We start from the raw sequence: 19,806 nt of genomic DNA on the forward strand, positions 1-19,806 counted from the left end.
TGGGGGAAATTGCCGGCAGGCCAGAGGGGGAATTGTCCCGCGCCATAACGTCTGACGTTGTAATGAGCGCCTCCATTCCTACCGCTTCAAGCTCCCCAAAATCCCGCGCACGATAGCCCGGCCGAGTTGCGTGGCAACCGTGCGCGTCACGCTCTTCATCGCCGCTTCCACGATCGTCTCGCGCTGGTAGCCCGAGCGGCCGACGGTCTTGCGCCCACGCTGCTGGTCCTGATCGTCGTCACCGCCGCCGAAGCCCGGCAAAGTCCAGCCGGTCGTCTCGCCGGAACCGGCAGGCGGCGCGGGGTCGAGTTCGTCCTGTGCGTTTCTGGCGGCAGCCGCATCGGCGGCTTGCTTGGCGCGAGAGGCAAGGATCTCGAAGGCGCTTTCGCGATCGATATCCTCGTCATAAAGCCCAAGAACCGGGCTGCGGTCCATGATCCCCTGACGCTCGGCATCGGTGAGCGGCCCGATCCGGCCCGACGGCGGGCGGATCAGCGTGCGTTCCACCATCGAAGGTGCGCCCTTTGCTTCCAGCGTCGAGACCAGCGCCTCGCCGGTGCCAAGCTGGGTGATTGCGGTTGCGCAGTCGAAATCCGGGTTGGGGCGGAACGTATCGGCCGCCGTCTTCACCGCTTTCTGCTCGCGCGGCGTATAGGCGCGCAGCGCATGCTGCACCCGGTTGCCGAGCTGTGCCAGCACCGTTTCCGGTACATCGAGCGGGTTCTGCGTGACGAAATAGACGCCGACGCCCTTGGAGCGGATAAGGCGTACCACCTGCTCCACCCGGTCGATCAGGATCTTTGGCGCCTCATCGAACAGAAGATGCGCCTCGTCGAAGAAGAAGACGAGCTTCGGCTTGTCCGGATCGCCCACTTCCGGCAGTTCCTCGAACAGTTCGGAAAGCAGCCACAGAAGGAAGGTCGCGTAAAGCCGCGGGTTCATCATCAGCTTGTCGGCGGCCAGAATGGAGATCTGGCCGTAACCGTTATTCGGGTTGACCCGCATGATATCGGTGATCTTGAGCGCCGGTTCGCCGAAGAAATGCTCGGCACCCTGCTGTTCCAGCACCAGAAGCGCGCGCTGGATGGAGCCGACCGAAGCCTTGGAGATCAGGCCGAATTCCTTGGAAAGCTCGGTCGCATTCTCCGCCATGTAGTTGAGAAGCGAGGTGAGGTCTTTGAGGTCCAGAAGCGGCAGGCCGGCCTTGTCGGCCAGCTTGAAGGCGATGTTGAGCACACCTTCCTGCGGCTCGGACGCGTTCATCAGCCGGGCGAGCAAGAGCGGTCCCATTTCGGCGATCGTGGTGCGCACCCGATGGCCTTTTTCGCCATAGATGTCCCAGAAGATCACCGGAAACTGTTCGAAGTCATAATCCTGAGAACCGATCTGTTCGGCGCGCTTCAGCAGGAAATCCTTGGATTCTCCCTTGGCGGCGACACCGGAAAGGTCACCCTTGATGTCCGCTGCGAAAACCGGAACGCCTGCCTTGGAAAAACCTTCCGCCAGAACCTGCAGCGTCACCGTCTTGCCGGTGCCGGTGGCCCCGGTCACCAGACCGTGGCGGTTGCCGAATTTCAGGTCCAGATATTCCGCCTTGTTCAGCGTGTCGTCCGGCTTGCGGCTGCCGCCGATGAAGAGCTTACCCGTCTCGTCCGTCATGCAACTCTGCGCTCCCTCGCGGCGTTTGTTCTCAAATGCTTATACGGCGGGCTTTGGCGGGCGGCAACGATTTCCCGAGGCCCCGAGCGATCAGATCACGCGAAGGCGAGGGCCATATGACGACGAGCGGCAACCTGCTGGAGAACGGCACCGGACATATCGACAAGGACAATATTTCTGGTCCGCATCACGGACGAGGGCGCGACGCCGATAAGCCCGCCGAAATTCCGGCTCGTGGTTTGAAGGATGTCTTCTGGCGGATTGTCTCCGGGGTGATGGAAGACAGGGTCACGCTGATTGCGGCCGGCGTCACCTATTATCTTCTTCTGGCTCTCTTTCCAGCCGCCAGCGTGCTCGTCTCTCTGTATGGGCTTATGGCCGACCCCGCGGCGATCGCCGACCGTATCGCTTCGCTCGGCTCCGTCATGCCAGCGGACGCGCTTGACATCTTTCTCAATCAGGTGAGGGCGCTGTCGGCAGAGCGCGGCGCCACCCTGTCGGCAGGTTTGGTCGGCGGTCTGGCGCTGGCGCTGTGGAGCGCCAATAACGGCATCAAGGCGCTGTTCGATGCGATGAATGTTGCCTATCGCGAAAAGGAAAAACGCAGCATCGTCCGCCTCAATCTCGTCTCGCTCGCCTTCACCTTCGGCGCCTTCCTGATCGCCATCGTCATCCTGTTTTCGATGGGCGTCGTGCCGGCGGTGCTGAACTATTTCTGGCTGGATCGCTGGGCCGAACTCATCATTCGCGTCGCCCGCTGGCCGATCATGATGGTATTCGTCGGTTTTGGCATCATGGCTCTCTATCGGTTCGGCCCCAGCCGCGAGCCCGCCAAGGTCCGCTGGCTCACATGGGGCGCTGTCTTCTCCACGCTCCTCTGGTTCGCCGCCTCCCTCGGCGTCTCCTTCTATCTCTCCAATATCGCCAACTACAACGCGACCTATGGTACATTGGGCGCGCTGATCGGTTTCATGGTCTGGACATGGATATCGGCCATCATCGTGATCGTCGGGGCCGAGATCAACGCCGAACTGGAACACCAGACGACGCGCGACTCGACCACCGGCACGCCGCGGCCCATGGGAGAACGCGGTGCCTACATGGCCGATACATTGGGAGAAACGCGGGATTGATCGGTGGCGGCGATTAAGCACTTGCGCTGCCATCCCTGGATCGCGAATAACAATGTTCCAATCTCCCGTCATGGCTGGTCTTGCCGTGGCTGAATGTGTATTACTTTGACGTCAACGTCAGAATTTTGAGGAGACATCCTGATGAACGAACTGGTTTCCCGCGTCGCCGACAGCGTCGGCATCACGCCCGATGTAGCCGCAAAGGCGATCGGCATGATGCTCGGCTTCCTGCAGCGCGAGGCCGATGATGGCGCGGTAGCAAAGATGATTGAAGCAATCCCGGGCGCTCCCGAACTGGTGGCCCAGTTCAACGGCGAAGGCGCTGGCGGCGGCGGCCTGCTTGGAGGCCTGATGGCAAGCTTCGGCGGCGGCGTCATGGCGCTTGGCCAGCAGCTCATGTCCCAGGGCCTCGGCATGGGCGAAATCACGGCACTTGCCAAGGAAACCATGGCAGTTGCCCGCGAACATGCCGGCGATGAAGTGGTCGACACGGTTATCGCCTCGGTGCCGGGCCTGTCTCAGTTCGTTTGAGCTATCGTATGGAAGAGGCCGTCCCGATTTCTGAGGCGGCCTCTATTCGACCTCTTCTGCGCGCCCGGCTTCGACTACGAGATGCGGTGCGCCTCCCGTTTTGAAAAAGCGCCAATCCTCACTGCTTGCTCCGCTTGGGAAGAGCTGAAGATTGTATCCCCCAGAGAGCGATAAATCCAATCCGCCGAATTCATCAACCTTGATGGAGAGCACAGCGAAATTATTGGTTGAATTCACGATGCTTCTCGCGGCTTCGTCATAACCCTCCAGAATGTGGAAGAGGCGCGCACGCTGGAGAGTACCTGAACGATTGTTCTCCTCATCAAGCTCTCTATTTTCTTGGGGTGGTTCATAACGATCGAATGAACCGGTCAGGATCATTCCCTCGGATACGATTCTCCAAGGGCACTGAACATGTAGTGCATAGGTTCCGACCGAACCTTTGCCAGATGGTGACAGGTAGATGTCGCCAAAGTGAAACATCTTCATGTCCAGCGCGTCGCGCACTATACTGAGTTGCAGCCCGACGAGAGCGTCAAGTCTGCTCTGAATATGGTTTTTGAAACTGATTCCGGTCATTCGTTTTCGCGGATTAATGAAAGTCACAGTAATTGCATGTGTCTTTTACCCAATCTACTCTGCCTTTTGGCCATTGCGATCAAAACAAAAAGGCCGCCGGTTCCTGTTCCGGCGGCTTTTTTGTCGGGTGGCCAATCGGGGGAATGCCAAGCCGAATAGGGCAGGGGTGTGCCCGGCCGAAGATTGTGCTTCGGACCATCGCCGGTTGATCTGGGAAATGGCGACAAGATGAATTTATATTAGATTAGCCTAATTTACAAGTGATGATTGCTGGCAGCGAGGTCGCATCCTTGCCATTTTTCGACCGCCATCATTCCCATTGACTTTCCGGTGCGACAGGCCCATGTGAGCCTCAAAGCGGCTGCCCGTCCGGGCGTCGCTCTTTCAAAGGACAAACCGAGATGAACCCCGACAGTCGAAGTTCGACGTCAACAGATAGACCTGCCGCTTCGGGGCTCTGATCCGTTCTCTCGGTGATGCGCTCCGGGGACCAGATGGTCCGAAAAGGAGCCGTCATGCTGCGCATCCACGCCTATGACCTTGACCGCCTTGTACCTGCAGCCTTCGACCAATCGTTCGAAGGCGAAAAAGCTGTTGCGCAGACCGAAATTCAATCCGCTGAACGTAGCGCCTCCGTCGTCTGGTACGATCTGATCAGCCCGACCGCAGAAGAAGAACGCCAGGTCGGAGAATGTCTCGGCCTCGTCATACCGACCATGGACGAGATGGAGGATATCGAGCTTTCCGCCCGGCTCTATCAGGAGGACGGCGCCGAGTTCATGACCATGACCGTGCTGATACGCCCGGATGCCGGCACGCCGATCAAGGTGCCGGTCACCTTCATCATCAAGGGGCAGATCCTCGTCACCGTCCGTCATGCAGAACCGCGTCCGTTCGATGCCTTCATGGCGCGTGCCCGCAAGGCAAACGGGCTCGGCACGCATACGGCCACCGGCGAGCTGATCATGAGCGGTCTGGTCGAGGCGATCATCGACCGCATGGCCGATACGCTGGAAAGGCTCGGCGCCGATATCGACCAGATCTCCCGCGACGTCTTCGAAGCCAAAGCCTCGAAGGCCAACAAGAAGCAACGTGACCTGCAGGAACTGATCCGCGCAATCGGCCAGAAGGGCGAGTTCATCACCGTCGTGCGCGAAAGCCTTGTCAGCGTTTCCCGCGTCGTCGCCTATTATGCGGCGCTTGATGGCGTTGACCGCAAGCTTTCAAAGGAAGTCCGCCAGCGGCTGAAGCTGCTGCAGCGGGATGCCACCTCGCTTGGCGATCACTCGGCCTTCATGTCGAACAAGATCAATTTTCTGCTCGATGCGACGCTCGGCCTGATCAATCTGGAGCAGAACCAGATCATCAAGATCTTCTCGGTCGCCTCGGTCATGTTCCTGCCGCCGACGCTGGTCGCTTCCGTCTACGGCATGAACTTCGCCTATCAGCCGGAACTGCAATGGCATTACGGATATCACTCGGCGATCATCATGATGATCTTCTCGATGGCCGTGCCCTATCTCTATTTCAAGCGAAAAGGCTGGCTGTAACGCCGGCCTTGAAATGAAAGAAGGCGGGGCATCGCTGTCCCGCCTTCCTGTCGTCTGGATTGTGCTGAACCGTGAGGCTTAGAATTCTTCCCAGTTCTGCGCCACGGCTGCATTGCCGGAAAACGCGCCTGCGACCTTGCGGGCGAGTGACCGGGCCGGCGAAGCGGCCGGGGCATCGTTTCTTGCCGCGGGGCGAACCGCTGCCGGCGCATGGCCATCGGCCAGCTTGAATTGCGCCAGCAGCGAATTCAGAGACGCGACTTCGCGGGCCAGGCTATGGCTGGCGGCAGTGGATTCCTCGACCATCGCCGCATTCTTCTGCGTGTCCTGGTCCATCTGGTTGACGGCGGTGTTGATCTGCTGGAGACCGGATGACTGTTCCTGCGAGGATTCGACGATCGCCGCGACGTTGCGGTTGATCTCCTGAACTTCAGAAACGATGTTCTTCAGTGCTTTGCCGGTCTCTCCGACCAGTTCCACGCCATTGCGAACCTGCTCGTTCGACGTTGTGATCAGCGCCTTGATTTCCTTGGCTGCATTGGCCGAGCGCTGCGCAAGTTCGCGAACTTCCTGTGCGACGACGGCAAAGCCCTTGCCGGCTTCACCGGCGCGTGCTGCTTCGACACCGGCGTTCAGTGCCAGCAGGTTGGTCTGGAAGGCGATATCGTCGATGACGCCGATGATGTTGCCGATCTCGCCGGAGGACTTTTCGATCTCCTCCATCGCCTTCACGGCGGTCTGGACGACTTCTCCGGACTTTTCCGCACCTTGACGGGTACGGGCGACAAGCGCACCGGCTTCGGAAGCACGCTTGGCGGCATCCTTTACCGTGGTGGTGATCTGTTCAAGTGCTGCGGCCGTTTCTTCCAGCGCTGCGGCCTGCTGTTCGGTACGCTTGGCCAGGTCGTCGGCGGCCGACTTGATTTCGTTGGCACCGGCATCGATGCCGCGGGCATTCTGGGCAACGCCGCGCATGGCTGCCTGCAGCTTGTCGGCTGAGGCGTTGAAGTTGTGGCGCACGCCGTCGAGCGTTTCGGTGAACGGCTTGCCGATCCGGTAGGCAAGGTCGCCGTCTGCCAGATGCGAAAGGCCGTTTGCCAGGTTGTCGACCGCAAATTTCACGTCGGCAGCTTCCTTCGCCTTCTGCTCTTCGCGGGCGGCGCGTTCCTGTTCGGAAAGGCTGCGGTTGGCGCGGGCCTCTTCCTCGAGCTTGGCGCGCTCGATCGCATTGGTGCGGAACACGGCGACTGCTTCGGCCATATGGCCCACTTCGTCCTTGCGGCCGAGGCCCGGAACCTCCTGGCTCGTCTGACCGCCGGCAAGTGACGCCATGCGCTGGCGCAGCATGTCGATCGGACCGGAAATGCCGCGCGAGGCAACGAACAGCGAGGCGGCGATCGCAGCGGCAAACAGCACTCCGAGCGTCGTGATCAGGGTGATGAGGGTTGAATTGATTTGCGCTGTGATTGCGGCACTGTTGTCTAGTACCGTTTTGGTATTGGCAACATTCCAGTCCTTGAAGTCATCGCGGATCTTGGCGATGTCCGGATCGACCTGTGCAAGAACGACTTGTGCATCCTGCATCTGGCCCTGCTCGGTCAAGGCGACAGCCTTGTCCGTCATCGCCGTGATTGCAGCTGCGCGTGTCTCGAACGCCGACAGGTCATTCGCCTGCTCGGGGATAAGCTGCTTGGCCGAACCTAGCAGCGTGCCGATAACCTTCTTGCCGCTTTCATAGTTCTTCTGCGCAACGGCGCGGAATGCGGAACCCTGCGGATAGACCGTCAGCTGATAGGCGCTGTAGGCAACCGAGTTCATCGAGGTCGATGCGCGCGAAACCTGTGTCGCAGCGACGCTGTCTTCCGCGATGAAGGCTGAATATTGGCCGTCCGCCTGCTTGAAACTGTAGGCAGCCACACCAATCCCGGCCACACCGATCAGACAGACCGGCACGATCAGAGACAGTATCTTGGTTCTAATTGTCGCGTTTGAAAGAAAACTCATAGCATGCACCGTGAGAATGGACCGCGTGGACGCAGGTCGCCTGGGACGATCGGACAGGGGAGGGAAGGCACGAGTGGAAGCTATCGAGGCCGGGGAGGCGCGGGCTGGGCTTTCATGCAGGCCTGTCATGGGCTTGGCCGCACGCTATGGCAAGGTTGCTTAATCGCAATTTAATCAAATGCGCATGAAGCGAAAAAAATGTTGCGAAACTGAATATTTGTCAGGAAACAAAGTTGAAATTCTGCAGCGATGCAAATTGAGATTGATATGCGCAGCTTCGCTTCGGATTGACGGCACTCATTGTCTTGTAGATCCGCTATAAGTGCGAATTTTTGCAGTTGACGTTCTCGGCTTGAGCCTCAAATTCAGTCAGTTAATATTCTATGTCTTTCGGGGGTAATCAGAATGCGCATTTTCACGTCGAGGGCGTTTGCCGTCGCCGCGGTTTCGCTTTTGCTGCAGGTGCCGACGATGGCGCCGGTTCTCTCCGGCACGCCTGCTTTTGCCCAATCCTCCACAGCGCCTGAAGCGGAGGTTGACGTTTCCGACGCGGCGATCGTCAAGATGAATGCCTATGTCGAATTCTTGAACCGCTCCATTCGCGCCTCGGAATCGCTCGAGCGTTACGGGAGCTGGGTCGATATGAAGAAGGGGCCGACCGGCAAGGAGAGGGTCATTTACGGCCTCTACTCGCTCTATGACGTGCGCGACGAGATCGCAGCCGTCGAGCAGGCAGCCAAGGCCGATCCGAAAATGCCGGAACTCGATGCAGCCATGCTCGCCTATGTCGAGACCTACCAGAAGCTCGCGCCGGTGATCGAAAAAGCCAACAAATATTACGAGCGGCTGGACTACAAGTCCGACAAGATGGAAGGCGCCAAGGCCTACCATAAGGATATCGCAGCACTTGCTCCGACCTATGGGGAGCGCCGAGACACGGCCGACCTGACGCTGCGGGCGGAAAAGGTGAAGCTCGACCTGGCGTCGCTCAAGGCTCTCGAACAGGCAGAGGGGCGCAAATCCCGCTGGCATGTCCGCAACGTCATGATCCGCGCCGAAGCGATGATGGACCTGATGCCGGACAACGAAAAACCGGTGGTCGACATGGCCGTTTTCAAGGGTGAGCTCGACGCCTATGCAAGCGCGGTGCGCGAATTCGACGACTATGCCATCGATCACCCGGACAGTTTCCACGTCTTCGAAAGCCGCCCGGCTTCGCTTCTTTCCAAACTGCGTGATCTCGACGAACAACTCCGAAAATTCAAGGGCGACGCCCGCAAGGCCGGCGGCAACGACATCGAGTGGATCGTCTCGGACTATAACACCATGGTAACGACCTCGCAGACGGCGACGACCTTTGCCAAGGACTGACTAGATCATTCCGCGCAAGTGCAAGCCGGCCCCCTCTGGCCGACAGGGCAGAGGGGTATCGGCAGGCTCCGGTTTGCTTATTCCACCGCGGGCTCAAATTCCGGCAGCAGCTTGCATGCCTCGTCATAAGTCTTGCGCTTCTCCTCGCAGAGCGCCGCGACGGACTGCTTGGTCGGCTTTTCGTTTCTGTCAATCCAGCTCAGCATGGCGGAAAACAGTGCCGCATATTGTGGCGTAGACAGTTTCGAATGCTCCGCCTCGTCGGAAAAATTCTGCTGCAGCAGGTCGCCATTGCCGGCCTTTTCCACCGTCTGGCGATAGATAGCCTCGTGATTGACGAACACCGTCGGGTCTTTTCTGGCGTGCAGCGTAATCGTCGGCAGGACGATCTGGCCGGTGAGATCGGCGTCGTAGACCATCGCCCGGTGCGCTTGCGGATCGGCCTTGAACCTCTCGACCCCCTTGTTCAGCGCCGCATCGTCATCCGATCCCTTGTACTGAACCTGCGAATTGTCGAACGGATTTTTCCCGTCCAGCCGTCTCCAGACGATATCCTGAAACATCCCCGTCGCCCAGGCGAGATGCGCCACCAGGGTCTTTTCCGGCACATGGGTGACGGCAAGAATATTGGCGAGGTTTCTTGCCTGCTCCGATGATCGCTTATCCTTGGCAAGCGACAGGCCCGTGCATTCGTCGACGCGTTTTTCCAGCTCCTCGCGCTTCATAGATGCGCCCTTTGGAAGTCCCTGCCAGACCGGATATTGCACCTCGTCGGCACGCGGATGGTTCATGCAGTAATACTGGTAGACGGCGCGCAGATCGGCGCGGAAGTCATAGCCGCGGCTTCCGCCTGCAAGGAGCCCGCTGGTCAGCACCACACCGTCGTAATTCTTGTGTCCACGCCAGTCGAGCGCATAAAGTTCGGCGGTCTTGGCGGCCACATTACCGCCCCATGATTGGCCATGCAGTAGCACGGTCTTCGGTTCCCCAAGCAGCCGCTCGGCGATGCGACGTACATTGTCGGTGTCCGCTGCGGCCATCCGCACGCCATAACCCTGTCGGCGATAGTTGGACCCTGCCCAGGCATAACCCTCCTGAACCGTCACGGCGAAACGCTCCAGATCCTCCACCGGATCGTCGGGTTTCGGCTTGGCCGTCCGCGGCCCGCCATGGGCATGGACGACAAGAACGCCGTTCCAGTTCTTCGGCTTGGCGATCCAGTAATAGGCGCCGCGCATATCCCGGCCTGCGAAACACTTGGTGCCGGCGGGCAGGCTTTCGGGGCAATCCTTCGGTGTTGGTTCATCACCTCGCCGTTGTGCCGCAGCAGGCAGGCTTGTTGTGGCGATCACCGCCGCAGAGAGCAATAAGGTTCTGAAAAGCATGGAAAATTCCTCCTTCTCCAGCCCGCTTGGAAAACTATGGCGATGGCCGGGGGAGGCAATGGTTGACCGAAACAGTCCGGCACAATGATGGCCTCTACTTGCCCGGATGGGTGATTTCTTTCCCAAATGCGAAACGAAACGGGTGCTTCCCCACCCATCCTGTCCTCAGTCGGTTCGGCTCCTGTCCCATGTCGGCTCTCCGGCGAGGAGAACGATCTCCACTGGCTCGCCGCATATCTCCACCTTCGGACCACCGCTTTCATTCCAGTAAAACAGGTTGAGATGCCATCCGCCCGGCATCTTGCGGGATCGATCGATGATCCCTCCCGCACCTGCGGCGCGGGCGATATCGGCGTTGCGCCAGGAAGCAGGCTCGCGACCTTCCGCAATCGCTGCCTGCCACGGTTCGTTGGAAAGATCGCGCTCTATGCCGAATGCCCGGCATGCCTCTTCGTTATGCTGGTCGAGCACGAAGGCCTCGCCGATCTGGAGCGGCACCATCATTCGCGGCAGACCATCCTTTCGCATATAGCCGGAGACAGCCGCGATAGCGGATTCGAATGTCGCGCTCGTATAGAGAATTCTCTCGCCGGGACGATGATAACGGCCGGCACTTTTGGGATCGGGCGGATCGAGAATTCTGTCCAGCCGTTCTGTCGGCACCGAACGGAAGAAGCGGCCTTCCACCCGACGCAGGAGCGGATGCGCGGCGGCCGGATTTTTCTCTTCATTCATACGCCTGATACTCACAATCACCCGGACAAAAAAGCTCCGGAGATGTTCTCTCCGGAGCGTCGATCATTCAACCCGAAACTGGGATCTGGATTTACTTATCCCATTCCGGCGCCAGATGGCCCGGATTGACGATGCGGCCGTCCGGGCGGGCAAGTTTGTGAACTGCTGCCATCTCGTCTTGCGAAAGCGCGAAGTCGAAAATGTCGAAATTCTCCGGCAGACGGCTTTCCGTGGCGGTCTTCGACAGCGCGATCACGCCCTTCTGCTGCACGGCCCAGCGCAGCACCACCTGTGCGGCGGTCTTGCCATGCTTGGCGCCGATATCCTTCAGCACCTCGTCCTTCGGCACGGCGCCGTCGGCCATCAGGTAATAGGCTGTCACCGACATGCCGGTCTTTGCCGCTTCCGCCAAAACCTTGGTCTGGTCGAGATAGGGGTGATATTCGATCTGGTTGTTGACGATCGGTGCATCCGACAGTTTTACCGCTTCCGCCATCAGCGTGGTGGAGAAGTTGGAGACGCCGATATTCTTGACCTTGCCGGCCTTTCGCAGCTCGTTCAGCGCTCCGATCCGGTCAGCCAGCGGCATCTCGCTCTGCGGCCAGTGAAGCAGAAGAAGATCGACATGATCGGTCTTCAGCTTGGTCAGGCTTTCATCCACCGACGCGATGAAATCCTTGTGGCCGACACGATCGACCCAGACCTTGGTGGTGAGAAAGATGTCCTGCCGGGCAATGCCCGAAGACTTCAGAACATCGCCGACGGCGGCTTCGTTCTTGTAGATCTGAGCGGTATCGACATGGCGGAAGCCGAGCTTCAGGGCTTCCGGCAGGACGCGATGCACATCGGCATCGGGCATGCGGAAAGTACCGAAACCGAGGGCGGGGATGTTTGCGCCGTTTGCGCTGACGTCGAACATGAAAACTCCTTTGAAAAGCGAAGCCCGGCCGAGACTAGACGAAAAGTGGCCGAGCCAGAAATGAAGCCCACTCTACATGGGCTGTTTGACGGACGGATCAACTGCGAGATTTTGTCGGATACAGATCCGTCCGGTGGTAATCACCCGGCAAGCGGTGGATTGAGCTTCGCGAACCCGTCCTGCCTGTAATAGGGGAAATGCGGATAGGGCACCGTCACGGCGCTTGCCGTGTCCAGCTTTGCGATCTGCTCTTTCGTCAGTGACCAGCCCACTGCGCCGAGGTTCTGCCTCAGTTGTTCCTCGTTGCGGGCGCCGATGATGACCGAAGAAACGGTCGGACGGGATATCAGCCAGTTGATCGCCACCTGCGGCACGGTTTTTCCCGTTTCGGCGGCCACGTCCTCCAGGGCGTCGACTACCCGGTAGAAATGTTCGTCCTCCACCGGCGGGCCGAAACTTGCTGTCTCATGCAGCCGACTTCCCGCCGGGATAGGTTTTGAACGGCTGATCTTGCCGGTCAGCCTTCCCCAGCCGAGCGGGCTCCACACCAGTGCGCCAAGGCCCTGGTCTTCGCCGAGTGGCATCAGGTCCCATTCGTAATCGCGGCCGATCAGCGAATAATAGACCTGATTGGCGACATAACGCGTCCAGCCGTTCTTCTCCGCCGCCGCCAGCGACTTCATGATCTGCCAGCCGGAGAAGTTTGAAACGCCGATGTATCGCAGCTTGCCGTCTCGAACGAGCCGGTCAAGCGTCGACACCACTTCTTCCACCGGGGTCGAAGCATCGAAAGCATGCAGCTGGAAAATGTCGATATGGTCGGTGCCCAGCCGTTTGAGCGCTTTCTCGACGGCTCCGATCAGCCGGGACCGCGACGAGCCCCAGTCGTTTGGCCCATCGCCGGCCGGCAGGCTGGCCTTGGTGGAGATCAGCACGTCGTCACGACGGCCCTTGATCGCCTGTCCCAGCACCTCTTCCGATGCGCCGTTCGAATAGACGTCCGCCGTATCGAACAGGTTGACGCCGGCTTCGAGGCAGATGTCGACGAGGCGTCGGGCCTCTTCGACATCCGTATTCCCCCATGCGCTGAACAGCGGGCCGGACCCGCCGAATGTTCCGGCGCCGAAGGAGAGAACCGGCACTTTCAAACCGGATTTTCCAAGTGTGCGATAATCCATGACCGTCATCCTTGCTAACTGTTATTCTGCCGGTGAAAGCTGGGCGGCATTGCCGCTGCGGCTCTTGTCCATGCGGATCGCGATAAGGGCGACTGCAAGGGCTGCGATCGGAACGAGGCCGGCAACCAGGGTAACCGATCCGAGACCGGGGCCATGGTCGATGACGGCGCCGCCGAGCCATGCGCCGATCGCATTGCCGAGGTTGAAGGCGGCAATGTTGAAGGACGAAGCGAGGCCCTGGCCAGCGCCTTCGGCCTTGGCAAGCACCCACATCTGCAGCGGTGCCACGGTGGCAAAGGCAGCGGCACCGAACAGGGCAATCGCGATCACCATAAGCACAGGCTGGTGGATGACGACAGTCATGGCGAGAAGCACGACGGCAAGTGCGATCAGGCTGCCGACAATGGTCGGCATAAGGTGACGGTCCGCCAGCCAGCCGCCGGCGAGATTGCCGATCACGAGGCCGCCACCGAAGACAAGCAGGATCGGCGAGACTGCCGCTTCAGAGAAACCGGTAATCTGTGTGAGGATAGGCGCGATATAGGTGAAGCCGGCAAAAACACCCACCCAGGAGAGCACGGTGGTCAGAAGGCCGAGAAGAACGGCGCGGCGACCGAGCACGGCAAGCACGCCCTGCGAGGCTTCTTCCTGTGTGTCGGATGCCTTGTCCTTCGGTACCAGAAGCGCGATCACCGCAAATGCTGCGACGCCGATCAGTGTCACGGCCCAGAAGGTCGAGCGCCAGCCATAGGCCTGACCGAGCCAGGTACCGAACGGCACGCCGAGAATGTTCGCGACCGTGAGGCCGGTGAACATGATGGCGATGGCCGACGCCTTCTTGTTCGGCGCGACGAGGCTGGTCGCAACCACCGAACCGACGCCGAAGAACGAGGCATGGGCAAAGGCGGTCAGCACGCGGGCGGCCATCAGCGTCCAGTAGTCTGGCGCGATGGCGCAGGCGAGATTGCCGATGGTGAACACCACCATCAGCGCCATCAGCAGGGTCTTTTTCGACCACTTGCCGGAAATGGCGCCGAGGATCGGCGCACCAATGACGACACCGAGCGCATAACCGGAAATAAGCAGGCCGGCAGCCGAGATCGAAACGCCGAGATCCTTGCTGACATCGATCAGCAGACCCATGATGACGAATTCCGTGACGCCGATGCCAAACGCACCGGCCGTCAACGCATAAAGAGCGAGAGGCATTGGGGGTATCCTTGTCCTGATCCCTTGGGAGGAGGGGGCCAAGGGAAGATCATTCGATGCGCCGCAATATCGTTGCTGGACACTTGCCTGTGTAGCGACATAAATTGATAATCATCTGTGAAATGAAATCACAGGTGATGTCTTGGATAATTATCCTTTGGTTCAATCAAATTCCACGCTGAGTGCTTGTGCCTGGATCCTCGGGTCAAGCCCGAGGATGACGAGTTTGAGGACCCCTTCACCCAAGAATACCATCCCTTTTCGCGCGGTGTTCTCAATGAGGTACTTTCGGCACTCCCTCTCATCCGTCATCCTCGGGCTTAACCCGAGGATCCAGACACAAGCCTGCCAACCTCGCGAGGGCAACAGAGGGTGGCCAAGGCAAGCGGAGGCATGCTGATGGACAACCGCGCCGGAGAAATGGAAGTCTTCGTCCTCGCCGCCGAGCTGAAGAGCTTTTCGGCGGCAGGCCGACGGTTGAAGCTGTCACCCTCGGCAGTCAGCAAGCTCGTCACCCGTCTGGAAGACCGGTTGGGTACGCGGCTCGTCGTGCGTTCCACCCGTTTGCTGCAACTGACGCCGGAAGGCGAAACCTATCTGGCCCGCGCCTCGCGCATCCTCGCCGAGATCGCCGATACGGAAGAGATCGTTTCCGGCGGCGGGCGGGCATTGCCGCGCGGTCCGCTGTCGGTCAATGCCTCCGTCGGCTTTGGTGAACTCTACATCCTGCCGATGACCCGCGAATTTCTGCAGCTCTTTCCGGATGTCCAGCTGGATGTCACGCTGACCGACGATACGGTCGATCTCATCCGCGAGCGGGTGGATATCGCCATCCGCCACGGACCGTTGCGCGACTCCTCGCTGATGGCGCGAAAACTCGGTCAGACCCGCCAGGTGGTGATTGCCTCGCCCGCCTATATTGCCGAACACGGCTTGCCGCAATCGCCGGCCGACCTTGAAGGGCACAACTGCATCAACTTCAATTTCCGCCGATCGGTCGAAGGCTGGCCGTTCCGCGATCCGCTGACCGGCAAGATCGATCTGCGCCCCGTATCCGGAAGCCTTAAGGCCTCAAGCGGTTCGATCATCCGCCAGTTCTGCGTTGATGGTCTCGGTATCGGTCGCGTCGGCCGCTTCCATGTGGAACCGGACATCCAGGCCGGCCGCCTCGTTCCCATATTGGAGGATTTCAACCCGGAAGATATCGAAGACATACACGCTGTTTACGCCGGGCATGAACATCTGGCGGTGCGCATCCGCGCTTTCATCGATTTTCTCGCGGAACGGTTCTGAACGCATCCTGCACGATGGCGTTCAGAGCGCTTTTTTCACCTTGTGCCCGAACTTCCGCTTGAGGAAGCTGGAAGTCCGATAACGCACGCCGGCAGGCCGCTCCGGATCGGCAATGTCGGATTCGGCAATCAGCTCCTCGTCCGCCGTCAGATCTCGCATCGGCACAGGCACAAGCCCGCGTCCACTGTCCCGGTTCAGCGCTTCGATTGCAGCGATGATCGACCCGCCATGGGCCGCGATCGCTGCCGAAACCTCCGACACATCGCGTCCCAGATGCTCGGCAATCAGGTCGTCCCGCGTGGCGATGATCTTGTCCGTGAGATCCGTCTGCCCTTCAGAAGCCTCCAGAATGAGGTCGCATTCTGTGTCATAGCCCATTGACCGGTTGTTCAGATTGGCCGAGCCGATCTTCACGATCCGGTCGTCGGCAAACATCATCTTGGCATGGACATAGATCGGCGTGCGCGCCGCATTGACCGGATAATAGAGGCGGAAACGGTTGTGGACGTCCGCCTCTCTGACCAGCTTCATCAGCCGGATACGTGCGCCGTCCATTGCCTTCGCTTCCAGAAACCCTTCGCAGCCTTCCGGATTGATCAGCACGATCTCCGGGCCGTCCGGTTCTTTCAGGCGCTCGGCCATGGCTTCCGCGATCCGCCGGGAAGCGAAATACTGGCTTTCCACATAGAGCGTCTTTTTCACCGCTGCGATGATCGCAAGCTTGGCGGTCTCGATCTCGACGACCTGTTCGCGACTGTCATATTCCGGTGCGGTGCGCGCAATACCGATGGCGATGTCGCGGAAACCGACATCGAGCCCCTCCGGCCAGGGTGTATCTTTCTGCGCCAGATCACGCGGCTCAGGCAGTTTCTCGTCCGTTGCGCGTTTCCATCGCATCCGCGCGATTTCGCCGAGCGCCCGCGCCGCCTCGCCGGAAAGACACGTTGTTGCATCATGCCAGGGGCCTTGCGCGAAACCCATGGGAGACTTGCGCAACGGTTCGTTTTCCGCATGGTCGCGCGTATCCCAGCGCCCGACCGTCATGTCGATCCCGCCGCAGAACGCCACCTCGTCGTCGATCACCAGCAGCTTCATATGATGCGATGAAATCGATGGATGCGCGCCGTCCAGCTTCAGGTTGATGCGTTTGTCGAACATCCATTTGAGAATGTAGAACGGCGTCTCTCCACGTGTGATCGAGTTGATCAGCCCGATATCCCATTTCAGGATGCGGATATCGAGATTTTCATTGCGCGCGGCGATCGCGTTGAGAAACTTGCCGAGCTGGTCGGGCAGTTCGTCGGAGGCCTTCCGGTTCCGTTGCCTGTCGTCGCCATTGCCAGGTATCAGGTCGATCCGCGTGTCGAAATCCCAGCCGATCAGGTAGATAGAGCGTTGTGCCTTTGCCATGGCGCTCTTGGCGTAACGAAAGAAGTCGGCGGCATCGATGATGATCGAAAGCCTGTCTGCCTGTGCGATCCGCCAGCAGGTCTCGCCTTCCTTCAATATGCTCTGCATCTGCCCCGTTGCCCGCCGTCAATTGATATCGACGGGCGCATATAGGGCGATGGCACAGGTCTTCTATGGGCAGCTGGCGGTGTTTCGAGGATCGGGGTCTTGCGCTGTCTTCTTGCTGCTCCGGCGGCTGGCAATGGCGACTGCGATTATGAGAAAGGGCCATGCAGTGGTCAGCAACAGCCCCGAAAACCGAGCCGCCGTCCACGGAAGGTTGCGCAACGCGCCCTCGATCAGGGTGATGACGAAGAAGATTTTCGCAATCAGCAAATAGAGGATAAGCGCCGTCGTCGTCACAGTTTCTGCCATTCTTTCTTCATGTATACGTATGGCTGGCCCTCTCGTGGAGTGCCCCGAACAGGTTTGTCGAGGGAGCCAGCCATTTCAGTCAAGGGCTGACAAGGCCCCTCAAGCGTTCAATCACGATCGAAGCGTGAGGTCTTCACCCATTTGAGGGATAGTACGCCGGGATGCACAGTGCGATGAGCCTCGATGCGAAGAGTGGAACCGCTGCCGTCAGGTAAGGCGCGCAGATGTGTAAGGCGACAGGGTGCCGGCCGCATTGGTAGGAGCTTGGAAGGCCGAGGCCCCGTGGACTGCTTCCACTTCCTTCGCCACCAGTTCCTGCAGCCGCCAGAGATTGCGGTCGCGAATGCCGAATTCCGCCAGATGGACCACGGTATTATAGAGATATTCGGCGCAGGAACCGCGATGCCCGCAGGCACGCGCCAGAATGGGGGCCACTTCTTCCAGCGGCAGTAGCGGCTTGACGATCCGCGGACTGTCTCCTCCCGCCCAGAATGTCAGGGCCGGGATCGTGCCGCCATCCTCCGTCCTGACCGGCAGAAAACGAAACGTCGACAAGCTGTCCTTATTGCTGAGTTCGCGCCTAAGCGCGCTTTCGATCTGCTCGCGCTTGTCGTGGTCGGCCACCCTGTAGATCAACCCGTCGCAACGTCCCCCGCGCGATAACATCATCATCAGCCCAGGTTGAGCGGGAGAGCCGCGTCCGCGCTCGATACGCAGCGAAAACGATCGGTGCCAGCCATAGGCGGTTGCGCGCTTGCACGCGATGGATGCGAAACCCGGTTTCCAGATCAGCGAGCCATAAGCGAAGATCCACAACGGCTCGTCACCGATTTCCTCGACCAGGCGCTCGGTCAGCGCCGTATAGTCGGCGTCGGTCAGCGGGGTCCAGGCCGCGGGCAACCCCGGATCTTCCTCCTCGCGAAAGCAAAGGTCGACCATCTGCTGGGTCAGTGACATTGGAGATGATTTGGGCATGGCGTTTATAGTGTCTAGACTTGTGGGATAGCAGCGAAGCTCAAAATTGCGCTGCCTTTACAGGCCTGTCAACGCAGTGCCGTCCCATGTTTATTCTTATTGCCGCATAGACGCCCGATTGTTCTGGTGAAAGATCACGGATCATGTCGGTCGATATAGATCCGTGAACGAAATGAAGAGGTGTCCCGTTGCGTTGGCTGTTTATCCTTGTTCTTGGCCTTTTGGTTGCATGCGTGCTGAGCATTATCTGGATGAATGATGCCAATCGATTTCCTGCTGGCGGCCATCTGCAAGGCGCAGACCCGACACAGCAGAACCCTTTGACCGGGCAGCCTCCCACGCCCAGCCAGCCCGGCGCCAATCCCTGATCGGTAATTGACGAAGAAACATCAATTTTTGTGATGTTTCATCTCAGATTATCGCTTGACCTTCCGTCGTCTGAAGCCTTCATTCGCGCCATTTTTCGTGCCTGCTTTGAAGGAGACTGATCATGGCCGTCGATACATCCCCCCGCTCGATCACCTGGACCTATGTGGACGGGGAATGGATTGATGGCAATCCGAAGCTCATTGGCCCGACCTCGCATGCCATGTGGCTGGCCTCGACAGTCTTCGATGGCGCCCGCTGGTTCGATGGCATCTCGCCGGACCTTGACCTGCATTGCCAGCGCGTCAACCGCTCCGCCACCAATATGGGCATGAAGCCGACGATGACCCCGGAACAAATCGAGGCGCTCGCACTCGAAGGCGTCAAGAAATTCGACGGCAAGACGGCGATCTACATCAAGCCGATGTATTGGGCCGAACATGGCACATCCTACAGCGTCGTCGCGCCTGATGCGGAATCGACCCGCTTTGCGCTCTGCCTGTTCGAGGCGCCGATGGGAACCGCAAAGCCCTCTTCACTGACGCTGTCGCCCTTCCGTCGCCCCAGCCCGGAAGTCGCCATGACCATTGCCAAGGCCGGTAGCCTTTATCCCAACAGCGGCCGCATGATCATCGAGGCCCATTCGCGCGGCTTCGACAATGCGCTCGCGCTCGACATGAACGGCAATGTCGCGGAAACCGCGTCCTCGAACATCTTCATGGTCAAGGACGGCGTAGTCATGACGCCGATCGCCAACGGCACCTTCCTTGCCGGCATCACCCGCTCGCGTGTCATTGGCCTGCTGCGTGAATCCGGTTTCGACGTTCGCGAAGTAACGCTGACGGTAAAGGATTTCGAAACTGCCGACGAGATATTCACCTCGGGCAACTATTCCAAGATCGCACCTGTCACGAAGTTTGAGGAACGCTCACTGCAGGAAGGACCGGTCGCCCGCAAGGCTTTGGAGCTTTACATGGACTGGGCTCGATCAGGCGGTCGCAACGACGCCTGATCGTCCGGAAAACCAATGAAAGCTGAGATCGTTATAGGTATAGGCTTTCATGGAAACAAAGACTTAGAGGTTTAGAGTAAATT

Annotated in this window: 17 protein-coding genes; 6 read left to right on the forward strand and 11 right to left on the reverse strand. The window is 59.4% G+C overall.

Annotated features, from left to right (window positions below; translation table 11 throughout):
• Nucleotides 1–78 precede the first annotated feature (78 nt).
• Nucleotides 79–1,659, reverse strand: a complete 1,581-nt coding sequence (locus ACI3K0_RS07105; protein WP_183822802.1) for a helicase HerA-like C-terminal domain-containing protein — start codon at nt 1,657–1,659, stop codon at nt 79–81.
• A 116-nt stretch (nt 1,660–1,775) separates the two neighbouring features.
• Here ACI3K0_RS07105 and ACI3K0_RS07110 point away from each other — a divergent pair, with 116 nt between their 5' ends.
• Nucleotides 1,776–2,792 carry a YihY/virulence factor BrkB family protein gene (locus ACI3K0_RS07110; RefSeq protein WP_183822800.1) on the forward strand — a complete coding sequence of 339 codons (1,017 nt, stop codon included), beginning with the start codon at nt 1,776–1,778 and terminating at the stop codon, nt 2,790–2,792.
• Nucleotides 2,793–2,933: 141 nt separating this feature from the next.
• Complete coding sequence (locus ACI3K0_RS07115) at nt 2,934–3,323, forward strand: hypothetical protein (protein ID WP_148143979.1); 390 nt, start codon at nt 2,934–2,936, stop codon at nt 3,321–3,323.
• 42 nt (nt 3,324–3,365) lie between these two features.
• On the opposite strand, the gene ACI3K0_RS07120 is transcribed toward ACI3K0_RS07115, so the two are convergent.
• Nucleotides 3,366–3,902: a hypothetical protein gene (locus tag ACI3K0_RS07120; RefSeq protein WP_404945162.1), complete on the reverse strand. Its 537-nt coding sequence runs from the start codon at nt 3,900–3,902 to the stop codon at nt 3,366–3,368.
• A 515-nt stretch (nt 3,903–4,417) separates the two neighbouring features.
• On the opposite strand from ACI3K0_RS07120, the gene corA reads away from it, so the two are divergent.
• The gene (corA, locus tag ACI3K0_RS07125) at nt 4,418–5,452 is read left to right on the forward strand and encodes a magnesium/cobalt transporter CorA (RefSeq protein WP_183822798.1); all 1,035 of its coding nucleotides are present in this window, start codon (nt 4,418–4,420) and stop codon (nt 5,450–5,452) included.
• Between the two features lie 78 nt (nt 5,453–5,530).
• Here corA and ACI3K0_RS07130 read toward each other — a convergent pair whose 3' ends face one another.
• On the reverse strand, nt 5,531–7,456 hold the full coding sequence (locus ACI3K0_RS07130) for a methyl-accepting chemotaxis protein (protein WP_404945163.1): 1,926 nt from the start codon (nt 7,454–7,456) through the stop codon (nt 5,531–5,533).
• 405 nt (nt 7,457–7,861) lie between these two features.
• On the opposite strand from ACI3K0_RS07130, the gene ACI3K0_RS07135 reads away from it, so the two are divergent.
• Nucleotides 7,862–8,827, forward strand: coding sequence for a YiiG family protein (locus tag ACI3K0_RS07135; RefSeq protein WP_404945164.1), 966 nt, complete (start codon nt 7,862–7,864; stop codon nt 8,825–8,827).
• 77 nt (nt 8,828–8,904) lie between these two features.
• Here ACI3K0_RS07135 and ACI3K0_RS07140 read toward each other — a convergent pair whose 3' ends face one another.
• The 5 genes from ACI3K0_RS07140 to ACI3K0_RS07160 form a co-directional block, all read right to left on the reverse strand.
• A complete protein-coding gene (locus ACI3K0_RS07140) occupies nt 8,905–10,212 on the reverse strand; it encodes an alpha/beta hydrolase family protein (protein WP_404945165.1) in 1,308 nt (435 codons plus the stop codon).
• Nucleotides 10,213–10,377: 165 nt separating this feature from the next.
• Nucleotides 10,378–10,947 (reverse strand): RES family NAD+ phosphorylase, encoded by a 570-nt coding sequence (locus tag ACI3K0_RS07145; protein WP_404945166.1) that lies wholly within the window; start codon nt 10,945–10,947, stop codon nt 10,378–10,380.
• Nucleotides 10,948–11,038: 91 nt separating this feature from the next.
• Nucleotides 11,039–11,866, reverse strand: a complete 828-nt coding sequence (locus tag ACI3K0_RS07150) for an aldo/keto reductase (RefSeq protein WP_404945167.1) — start codon at nt 11,864–11,866, stop codon at nt 11,039–11,041.
• 140 nt (nt 11,867–12,006) lie between these two features.
• Nucleotides 12,007–13,044 carry an aldo/keto reductase gene (locus ACI3K0_RS07155; protein WP_404945168.1) on the reverse strand — a complete coding sequence of 346 codons (1,038 nt, stop codon included), beginning with the start codon at nt 13,042–13,044 and terminating at the stop codon, nt 12,007–12,009.
• A 21-nt stretch (nt 13,045–13,065) separates the two neighbouring features.
• Entirely contained in the window at nt 13,066–14,253 is a 1,188-nt protein-coding gene (locus ACI3K0_RS07160) for an MFS transporter (RefSeq protein ID WP_404945169.1), read from the reverse strand.
• 399 nt (nt 14,254–14,652) lie between these two features.
• Here ACI3K0_RS07160 and ACI3K0_RS07165 point away from each other — a divergent pair, with 399 nt between their 5' ends.
• Nucleotides 14,653–15,546, forward strand: a complete 894-nt coding sequence (locus ACI3K0_RS07165) for a LysR family transcriptional regulator (RefSeq protein WP_404945170.1) — start codon at nt 14,653–14,655, stop codon at nt 15,544–15,546.
• 21 nt (nt 15,547–15,567) lie between these two features.
• Here the strand turns inward: ACI3K0_RS07165 and ACI3K0_RS07170 are convergent, their stop codons facing one another.
• The 3 genes from ACI3K0_RS07170 to ACI3K0_RS07180 form a co-directional block, all read right to left on the reverse strand.
• Nucleotides 15,568–17,064 carry a phospholipase D-like domain-containing protein gene (locus ACI3K0_RS07170; RefSeq protein WP_183822780.1) on the reverse strand — a complete coding sequence of 499 codons (1,497 nt, stop codon included), beginning with the start codon at nt 17,062–17,064 and terminating at the stop codon, nt 15,568–15,570.
• A gap of 63 nt (nt 17,065–17,127) precedes the next feature.
• Complete coding sequence (locus ACI3K0_RS07175; RefSeq protein ID WP_183822778.1) at nt 17,128–17,370, reverse strand: hypothetical protein; 243 nt, start codon at nt 17,368–17,370, stop codon at nt 17,128–17,130.
• A 207-nt stretch (nt 17,371–17,577) separates the two neighbouring features.
• Nucleotides 17,578–18,345, reverse strand: coding sequence for a gamma-glutamylcyclotransferase (locus ACI3K0_RS07180; protein ID WP_183822776.1), 768 nt, complete (start codon nt 18,343–18,345; stop codon nt 17,578–17,580).
• Between the two features lie 490 nt (nt 18,346–18,835).
• Here ACI3K0_RS07180 and ACI3K0_RS07185 point away from each other — a divergent pair, with 490 nt between their 5' ends.
• Nucleotides 18,836–19,723 carry a branched-chain amino acid aminotransferase gene (locus tag ACI3K0_RS07185; RefSeq protein ID WP_148143966.1) on the forward strand — a complete coding sequence of 296 codons (888 nt, stop codon included), beginning with the start codon at nt 18,836–18,838 and terminating at the stop codon, nt 19,721–19,723.
• Nucleotides 19,724–19,806 lie beyond the last annotated feature (83 nt).

The sequence above is a fragment of the Rhizobium sp. ZW T2_16 genome (assembly GCF_044987325.1).
GTDB classification, from domain to species: domain Bacteria; phylum Pseudomonadota; class Alphaproteobacteria; order Rhizobiales; family Rhizobiaceae; genus Neorhizobium; species Neorhizobium cellulosilyticum.

Excerpts from the sequence above, each read along its gene's own strand:
- ACI3K0_RS07105 (WP_183822802.1), bottom strand. The coding sequence starts at position 1,659 with ATGACGGACGAGACGGGTAAGCTCTTCATCGGCGGCAGCCGCAAGCCG.
- ACI3K0_RS07110 (WP_183822800.1), top strand. The coding sequence starts at position 1,776 with ATGACGACGAGCGGCAACCTGCTGGAGAACGGCACCGGACATATCGAC.
- ACI3K0_RS07115 (WP_148143979.1), top strand. The coding sequence starts at position 2,934 with ATGAACGAACTGGTTTCCCGCGTCGCCGACAGCGTCGGCATCACGCCC.
- ACI3K0_RS07120 (WP_404945162.1), bottom strand. The coding sequence starts at position 3,902 with ATGACCGGAATCAGTTTCAAAAACCATATTCAGAGCAGACTTGACGCT.
- corA (WP_183822798.1), top strand. The coding sequence starts at position 4,418 with ATGCTGCGCATCCACGCCTATGACCTTGACCGCCTTGTACCTGCAGCC.
- ACI3K0_RS07130 (WP_404945163.1), bottom strand. The coding sequence starts at position 7,456 with ATGAGTTTTCTTTCAAACGCGACAATTAGAACCAAGATACTGTCTCTG.
- ACI3K0_RS07135 (WP_404945164.1), top strand. The coding sequence starts at position 7,862 with ATGCGCATTTTCACGTCGAGGGCGTTTGCCGTCGCCGCGGTTTCGCTT.
- ACI3K0_RS07140 (WP_404945165.1), bottom strand. The coding sequence starts at position 10,212 with ATGCTTTTCAGAACCTTATTGCTCTCTGCGGCGGTGATCGCCACAACA.
- ACI3K0_RS07145 (WP_404945166.1), bottom strand. The coding sequence starts at position 10,947 with ATGAATGAAGAGAAAAATCCGGCCGCCGCGCATCCGCTCCTGCGTCGG.
- ACI3K0_RS07150 (WP_404945167.1), bottom strand. The coding sequence starts at position 11,866 with ATGTTCGACGTCAGCGCAAACGGCGCAAACATCCCCGCCCTCGGTTTC.
- ACI3K0_RS07155 (WP_404945168.1), bottom strand. The coding sequence starts at position 13,044 with ATGGATTATCGCACACTTGGAAAATCCGGTTTGAAAGTGCCGGTTCTC.
- ACI3K0_RS07160 (WP_404945169.1), bottom strand. The coding sequence starts at position 14,253 with ATGCCTCTCGCTCTTTATGCGTTGACGGCCGGTGCGTTTGGCATCGGC.
- ACI3K0_RS07165 (WP_404945170.1), top strand. The coding sequence starts at position 14,653 with ATGGACAACCGCGCCGGAGAAATGGAAGTCTTCGTCCTCGCCGCCGAG.
- ACI3K0_RS07170 (WP_183822780.1), bottom strand. The coding sequence starts at position 17,064 with ATGCAGAGCATATTGAAGGAAGGCGAGACCTGCTGGCGGATCGCACAG.
- ACI3K0_RS07175 (WP_183822778.1), bottom strand. The coding sequence starts at position 17,370 with ATGGCAGAAACTGTGACGACGACGGCGCTTATCCTCTATTTGCTGATT.
- ACI3K0_RS07180 (WP_183822776.1), bottom strand. The coding sequence starts at position 18,345 with ATGCCCAAATCATCTCCAATGTCACTGACCCAGCAGATGGTCGACCTT.
- ACI3K0_RS07185 (WP_148143966.1), top strand. The coding sequence starts at position 18,836 with ATGGCCGTCGATACATCCCCCCGCTCGATCACCTGGACCTATGTGGAC.